5 protein-coding genes are annotated in these 7,944 nt (G+C 36.7%); 3 read left to right on the top strand and 2 right to left on the bottom strand.

Annotation, left to right across the window (positions count from 1 at the left end):
- Positions 1-287: 287 nt before the first annotated feature.
- A complete protein-coding gene (locus J7E16_RS08835) occupies positions 288-1,241 on the bottom strand; it encodes a ZinT family metal-binding protein (protein WP_214890932.1) in 954 nt (317 codons plus the stop codon).
- Positions 1,242-1,431: 190 nt separating this feature from the next.
- Positions 1,432-2,286, bottom strand: a complete 855-nt coding sequence (locus J7E16_RS08840; protein ID WP_214890934.1) for a DegV family protein — start codon at positions 2,284-2,286, stop codon at positions 1,432-1,434.
- 326 nt (positions 2,287-2,612) lie between these two features.
- Here J7E16_RS08840 and J7E16_RS08845 point away from each other — a divergent pair, with 326 nt between their 5' ends.
- The 3 genes from J7E16_RS08845 to J7E16_RS08855 are packed head-to-tail and all read left to right on the top strand — an operon-like array spanning position 2,613 to position 7,793.
- Positions 2,613-4,373, top strand: coding sequence for a tellurite resistance TerB C-terminal domain-containing protein (locus J7E16_RS08845; RefSeq protein WP_214890936.1), 1,761 nt, complete (start codon positions 2,613-2,615; stop codon positions 4,371-4,373).
- On the top strand, positions 4,366-5,694 hold the full coding sequence (locus J7E16_RS08850) for an ATP-binding protein (RefSeq protein WP_214890938.1): 1,329 nt from the start codon (positions 4,366-4,368) through the stop codon (positions 5,692-5,694). Before J7E16_RS08845 ends, J7E16_RS08850 begins: the two co-directional genes overlap by 8 nt.
- Positions 5,694-7,793, top strand: coding sequence for a DEAD/DEAH box helicase (locus J7E16_RS08855; RefSeq protein WP_214890940.1), 2,100 nt, complete (start codon positions 5,694-5,696; stop codon positions 7,791-7,793). Before J7E16_RS08850 ends, J7E16_RS08855 begins: the two co-directional genes overlap by 1 nt.
- The last annotated feature ends 151 nt before the right edge of the window (positions 7,794-7,944 follow it).

Consider the following 7,944-nt stretch of genomic DNA (forward strand, 5'->3'; position numbering starts at 1 on the left):
ATTTATAAAATACTTTCTGAAAAAGTGAGTTATGACGAAAAAAAGGCACTAGGTCTGCGGCAACAGAGACTAGCACCAAACTAAAAATTTAAAAATTTCTTGTTTTTATTATAGCAAGGAAGATACTTTTTTGCATTTTTTTAGTATTTATTTTCAAATAAATTTGGGTAAGTAATGCCATTAGATTAAGTCTATCAACACTAAAAATTATACAGCTAATATAATTAGCAAATAAATCGTCATCATATAATTTGCAGTATATACAAAGGAACTGAGCTTTAAGTGGTTTAGTGGGCTAACATATCCTGAACAAGTCCGCTTGCATCTAAAACAGCAGGATAATAGGTCGGCCAATTATCCATTTCTTCTAACACTACATCTCTGTCATCTCCCCAGAATAAATGATAATGAGAAGATTCTTCAGGGAAAATATTGTGGTCGCTGAATTGAATGTAGGCAGGCATTTCGTCTGAACCGTCAACTAATTTAAAAATAAATCGTACGCCTCTGTTTCCTTTTTCATAATCAAGTATTTCATAGCCATCATTCTCATAAGTTCCCGAATATTCTTTTTCAGCCTCAGAAAAAGTGACCTGATCCCCCTCGATAGCAACTTGATCAACGATAGTCTCATACCCAATAGTATAATACTCTTTGTATTCTACAGCGGTCATAGAGTCACTTTCTGCAGCTTTATGTTCAAAAACTTCGTCTAGATCACCAGCCTGAAGGTAAGGAAAGACAGACTGCCAATCTCCTTCAAAATCAGATAATTCACGACTTTCTACTTGAGCATCTTCAAAATAACCGGCATAAATTTGTTTACTAGCCTCATCATGACCGTGATGATCATCGATCATAATTTTAACCGGTTCCGATTCAGCATAAGGTTCTTCGTTATCATCCATTAAAGCAGCTTTGATTTCTAATCCGGTAGTAGCAGCTTCTCCAATGAAATCTTGAGTTCTTTGACCTGAAACCATTTTCCAGTCGCTTTCTTGACTTTCTCTTAAATACCAACGCCACTGATTTGTTTCAGTTTCTTCCTCTGGCACGGCACTTAATTCAACAGGATCGCCCGTATGATAATGTTCGGCTAAACCATCGATTTTGATAGACTGATTTTCATAGCCATTCATGCTGCTTTTTGAATCTTGGTCTGAAGAAACAGCATCACCACATGCTGCTAATAAAACACTAACAACTAATAATCCTATGTACTGACTTACTTTTTTTATCATTTATTTCATCCTCCAAATCGTAAAGCGTAATTGTTACGTTTTATAATTTAACATCTCTTCATAGGAGTTGTCAAGAGAAATTAGACCAAAAAACACAAAAAAACTGACACATCTAGATCTCTTATACTAGATCCGGATATGTCAGCAAATATAAGTACATGAATTTTAATAGGGTGCTCGCTCATAGAGGTTAGCTTTTTTCAATCCCAATAATTCCGAAAGCGCCTGGTCCGCCATGGCTTGAGATAACTGCGCCGGCTGTAAATGATGCTGGATTTTCGAAACCATGTTCTTGCAATAAAGAGGCAGCAAGTTTTTTATGGTCTTCACTAAGTCTTTTTGTTCCACCAATAATCAAGGTGTCTGGATCAATATCATAGTTCTTGAAAAAATCTTTGATCGTATTTTTTAAACAGCGTTCAAATGAGCCACGGTATTTTTTTGATGCAACTAAATAGCCGTCTTTAAGAATAATTGTCGGATGAAGATTCAAAAGAGATGCACCAAGGTAAGCTACATTTGAAACACGACCACCAGCTTTAAGATAAAGAAGCGACTGAGGCAGGAAAACAAAACGAGTGCGTTCGCGGACATCTTCCACAAAAGCTACAATTTCCTCTGGGGTACTGTCTGGATTTTTTTCAATGAATTTTGCGGTTGCAACGACGACTGCTGTCAAACCACCTGAAACGTTTTTGCTGTCTACAAGATGAATATTTTTAAAGTCTTGAGCTGCAATGTTACAAGAATTATAGGAAACAGTTGTTACAGCTGAATAAGCGATATGAATAATATGTGCTTCAGGATATTTAGCAACGATACGTTCAAAAACAATACTATTGTCTTGCGGAGTAGAGCCAGAAGTCTTAGGCAGGGTCCCAGTTTTATCATAAAAACGATAAACATCTTCCACATCAAAGCTGCCATCGTCAAAGGTTTCAGAACCCATTGTTACATGCATTGGAATAACATAAATGTTGTAACGTTCGATAAGTTCTGGCGATAAGTCGGAACCGCTCTCGGTAGTGATAATAAATTTGGTCATAATTACCTCCTGATTATATTTTCTAGTATACATAATTACGATAATCATATCATAAGTAACACTGAAGGTATAATAATATCAAACATTTTTTTTGATTTATGATAATTGCAGTGGACATATAAAATTTCACTCTCTATTTTTCATTATGAGATCAATAAAAAAGCTGTTTGTTCCTTGAATATAGGTTTTGTATCCTTGAATCTACCTGTCAGTAGACGTATACTAAGAACACACATTCTGTCTAGAAACTTAGAAATGAGGGCTCTGAAATATTTGAATTTCTGAACAAATTACTTCAAAAAAAACAATTAACCGAACAACAAAAAATGTCCATCATCGAACTGGTAGATAATGAAGAATCCTTTATCAATCCAAGAGATCTTATTGTAGAAAAAAAACAACCTAAAAAAGATGAAGAGCGAGTATGGGCAAGCTATATTACGCCTTATATGAGAGTGAATGATGATCATACGCCTCAAGTTGAGCAGGAAATTGATGCATTATTTAATAATTTATGTGATTTTATCGATGTTGAATTGAAAAAGAAACATAAAAATATCAAACATGTGAGGTCGGAGTACTACTATTACCGTGAATCTCTTTTTGATGAGATTTATCGTCTAGCCAAAAATCTAGTATGTTCCTTCTATAGACAAGAGAGTAAAGAATCAGTTGATTTTATTTCTTATATGATGGAATCAATGTTATCAAGTGATATCCGTTTCTTACTTATAAAAGAAATGGATGAATATCGTGGAGGACTTCCTTTTCCAAATACAAAAACGAGAGAACAATTTAGATTGACCTCCTATGGCACAAAAATCATCTGGTGGGATCCATCAGGGAAGTTGCGAGATGAGCAGGTATTTGATAGTACTGAGATGAGTTATTTCAATAAGTTGATGAAAAGACCCACCAAGTTTACTGAAGTACCAGGTCTTATGACACTTTGTTTGGAGAAGTACACAGACCTATTGCATATTGTATTAGCGGATCTAGAAGATGAAACAATCAGATGGAAAGTAAAACCCAATAACTATTTTAGGAACTATTTCCAGTTGCCGTTGGAAGATTCACGTGTTTGGAGTGAAACGAATCGTCTATCAGCTGACCTCTATCTCTTTGCTGAGAACAGTATTCGTAAAGAAATTGAAGGGTTTCGCTTATCGGCGGCTAGTGAGAGTCAGCAAAGTCTACAGAAATATTTGCCAAACGAATCGATACAAAAAATTGAAGAATATCTAAATCAAAAAACAACTTTAAAATTCGATTACCCAACCATAACAAGTTTAAGAACCGTCTATAAGACGGCGTGGAATGAGGCGGCAAATTTTATTATTAAGCAATCCGTAGAGAAGGTTTGTGAGTTGCTTGATGAGATAGCCAGAGATCCAGATTTGAAGAAGATAGCCATTAAGGTGATCAAGAATAGTACTGATCCAGATAAACACAGGGTATTTATTTTCTTAATGGGAAAGAGGGCTTTTCCGCTCTCAAAAGAAATGCAAAAGCAACGTAATAGCTTTATTCATTCAACTCGGCAAGAGGATTATCAAGCATTGCTGGCTGCTCAAGATTTGGTTTATAAAAAATTACCAATAATTTTGAAGGAGCTAAATCAGCCAGCACGAAGAAAAATCAAGTTGGACAATGAATTGATCACTGCTTCCAATTCGGCACTGTATACGATCATTGATATGGTCGATGATTATTTGGGCGAAGAAGCAATTGATCCGGATACTGCTTTAAAAATTCTTGTACACAAGGATCTATCATTGGCAGAGGAACAAACGAAACCTGATAATACTGTGCGGGTCTCTACTCTAGAAGAGACTAATGAATCAGAAATAGCACAGACCGTAGAGCAGATGGAATTCATAACGAATCTAGTATTAAACAATGGAATGTCTTTAGAAGAGTTTAAGAAAAAAGCTGCTGATAAAGGAAAGCTCTATCAAGCTTATCTCAATGAATTAAATGACGTGTTATACGACGTATTTGAAGATCAAGTATTGACGATTTATCAACAGCAAGTCATCATTGAAGAGGATTTTATCGAAGAAATGAGGGAATGGATCGATGGTTGAAAAGAAACTTAGAAAGAAGGACGCACAAGCAATCATTGACTCTTTAGAAGCAGGTGTCGTTCCTATAAAAGGAGTACAGCATGTGTTGGTAGGCAGGAGCAATGAAGTCGAGGAAATTATTGCTACCTTACAGAAATTAGAAGAGGGCACGAGTGACTTGCGTTTTTGGGTGGGTGATTTTGGATCCGGTAAAAGTTTTGTTTTGCGGACGATTGAATCGTTGGCGTTGCAAAAGAACTTTGTTGTGTCCACAATTGATTTGACCCCGACGCGCCGTTTTTATGATTCATCAGGAAAAGCACTGGCGCTTTATAACGAAGTCGTCAATAAGATAACGATTAAGAATAATCGCAATGGGAATGCCATCGAAACAATTGTCCAACAATGGATCCAGGGGCTGCTCGAGCAGATTGCTGCAGAAAATAAGCTTGCCGTCTCTGCGTTGCTGGAAAAGTCTAATTGGAAATTAGTGGAAAATATTATTTTGAAAACAACGCATTCTTTCTACTCGTCAGGGATATCCTATGAATTTGGCCAAGCACTGATGAAATATTTTGAAGGAATTGCAGAAGACAATGTTTCTCTTCAAATTGAAGCTATTCGCTGGATCCGTGGGGATATCACGACCAAGACAGAAGCTTCCAAAGAATTAGGCATAAAAAATATTATCAATGATTCAAATTATCTGATTGCATTGAAAAATTTAGCCGAATTATTTTTAAAAATTGGTTATAAGGGATTTGTCATCAATTTTGATGAATCCGTCAATTTGTACAAATTACCTCGAGCTTTGACACGAGAAAAAAATTACGAAATGATCCTCAATTTGTACAACGAAACAAAAACGAATGAAGCAAAAGGTTTATTTATCAATTTTGGAGCAACTAAAAACACAGTTTATGATGAGCGAAGAGGGTTAGCAAGCTATGGTGCTTTGAAAACACGATTTGGTAATGAGCTGATGAAAGTTAAAGGTTTTGTCAATGTAAATAGTACCGTTATCGACTTGAAGCCACTGACTCCAGAAGAAATTTTTATTCTTTTGAAAAAATTGTTGGAAATATACAATAGCGCTAATCAAACAATGTTAATCGTTGATGATCGTGCTATTGAAGAATACATGGAAGCACAGTTGAATCGCCCAGGAGCTGAGGCATTCTTGACACCACGTGCGGTAATCAAAGATTATATTGAGATCTTATCTTTGTTACGCCAAAATCAAGATTATTCCTTTAGTCAGATCCTTGCCGAACGTTTTGGAAGAAAGACCTTCTTAGTGGAGAAAGACACAGATGACCATGATGAAATAGAGATTTACTGATGCAGGCATTTGATAGATTGAAAATGGATATTCAACACTATATATACGATAAAGGCTGGTCAAAATTAACTAGAATCCAAAGTGCTTCGATCAAACAGATTGCTCAAACCGATCATAATCTTATTTTGTCTGCACCAACCGCTTCAGGAAAAACAGAAGCGGCTTTTATTCCGGCAGTGAATGGCGTGGAAGACTGGGATACAGGGCTTAAAATCTTGTATATCTCACCTTTAAAAGCCTTGATAAATGATCAATTTCAACGCATTAATGAGCTATGTCAATATTTGGACGTCCCAATTACCAGGTGGCATGGTGAGGCATCCCAAGCAGAGAAAAGAAAAATCGTGAAACAACCAAAAGGAATCTTGTTGATTACGCCTGAATCAATTGAAGGCATGCTGGTGAACCGCCCAGGCGAAGCGGAGCACTTATTTAAAGGGGTAGAGTGGATCATCATTGATGAACTGCATAGTTTTCTAGGAACAGAACGTGGGATCCATCTTCAATCCCTGATACAACGGATCAGCCAATTCATGCAGGCTCCGAGATTCATTGCAATGAGTGCGACCTTAAGCAAGACAGATTTTGGTCACGCAAAAGCATTCTTTGGGAGCAATCGAGATACGGATATCCTCGTAGATCATGATAAAAATGACTTGCTTGTTACAATAGACTACACAAGTGGCGAAACAGGGCCATTTATTTCAAGAAATTCTTTAGCGGCAATTTATCAGTATTCCCAAAAAGAAACGATGTTAGTAATCCCAAATTCAAGGAACAAGGTAGAAGAAATTACTCATAAATTGGAAAAAATGGCACTAAAAGAGCATAGACCTATTCGGTATTTTGCTCATCATTCATCAGTGGACAAGGCATTACGTGAAGAGGTCGAATTTTTTGCAAAAAACAACGAAAGAGATCTATTTACGATCACTTGTACCTCGACATTAGAATTGGGTATCGACATAGGATCAGTAGATAGTGTAGTACAATATGGGGCACCTCCGTCCACTTCCTCTCTCAGCCAACGCTTAGGACGCAGTGGTCGCAGGACCCACCAAAGCATCTTGCATATTGTGGAGGATGACCCTTGGGAAATGCTCCAGACATATTCAGCGTTGGATCTACTGGAAAGAAAAGAAATGGATGCTATGCAAATGGTAGAAGTACCTTACAATGCTATGGCACATCAAATGATGGCCATTCTTTTCCAAAAGACAAGTATACCAATGGAAAAGCTGATGCGAATGAACAAAGAGTTTCCAGTATGGACAGAAATTCCAGATACAGATTTAGCAATATTGATTGATCATATGGTAGAAAAAGAATTCATTGAGATCATAGGTGAAGAAGCAATTGTGGGTTTGGAAGGGGAGAAGTTGCTGAACTCCAGAGATTTCTACGCCATGTTTCTTACAACTAGTGACTTTTCCGTTCATTACCAGCATGAGCGTATCGGCAGTCTACCGTTTACACCTGACATTCAAATCGAAAGTAAAATTTTGTTGGCAGGCAGGGTATGGAACGTGAAAGATATCGATATCAAAGCAAAACGTATTATGGTCGAAAAGACAACAGAAGGAAAGGCCCCAAAATTTATCAGTGATGCAGGATTTGTTTCCAATGAAGTGCGAGAAAATATGGAATTGCTGTTGAAAAATGAAAATTATTTGACCTTGCACAATGAGAAAATCACAGACGATTTTGAGTATTTGAAGAGTGCTTTGGTCTACGATGCAGGAAATTATTGGTATGAGGATAAACAATCGAATATAGGGATCGTGACTTTCAAAGGAACGCGATTCAACATCGCATTGTTGCTTCTTATCAAGAGTGTTGCAGAAGAGGGAGAAACATACGAATTGTATGACAAATATTCTTTGATCACAGGTCCTAATATAAAAAAAATGATTGAACGACTTAACGGGAAAGAAGATTCGTTAGAAAGGGTCGCGATATATCTAGAAAAAAATGAAAAGACGATTGAAGAATTAACGGCCCATCAAAAATTTATGCAGTTGGTACCTAAATCATTGAAAATAAAGTGGATTTTGACTAACTTTTTTTCTGTGGAAAACGTTAAAGGTACTGAAATATAGATATCATTTTATTAAAGTGCTATAGCATGACAAGCGGTGTTTTACTTTAGTACTTGATGAATTGTAATATTAAGTGCAACACCCAAGACGAAATAAAAGAAACCCATGACGTCCTCGTATAGAATGAAGTTACCACACTACCATTCGATTG

Source organism: Carnobacterium sp. ISL-102 (genome assembly GCF_018612935.1).
GTDB lineage: Bacteria > Bacillota > Bacilli > Lactobacillales > Carnobacteriaceae > Carnobacterium_B > Carnobacterium_B alterfunditum.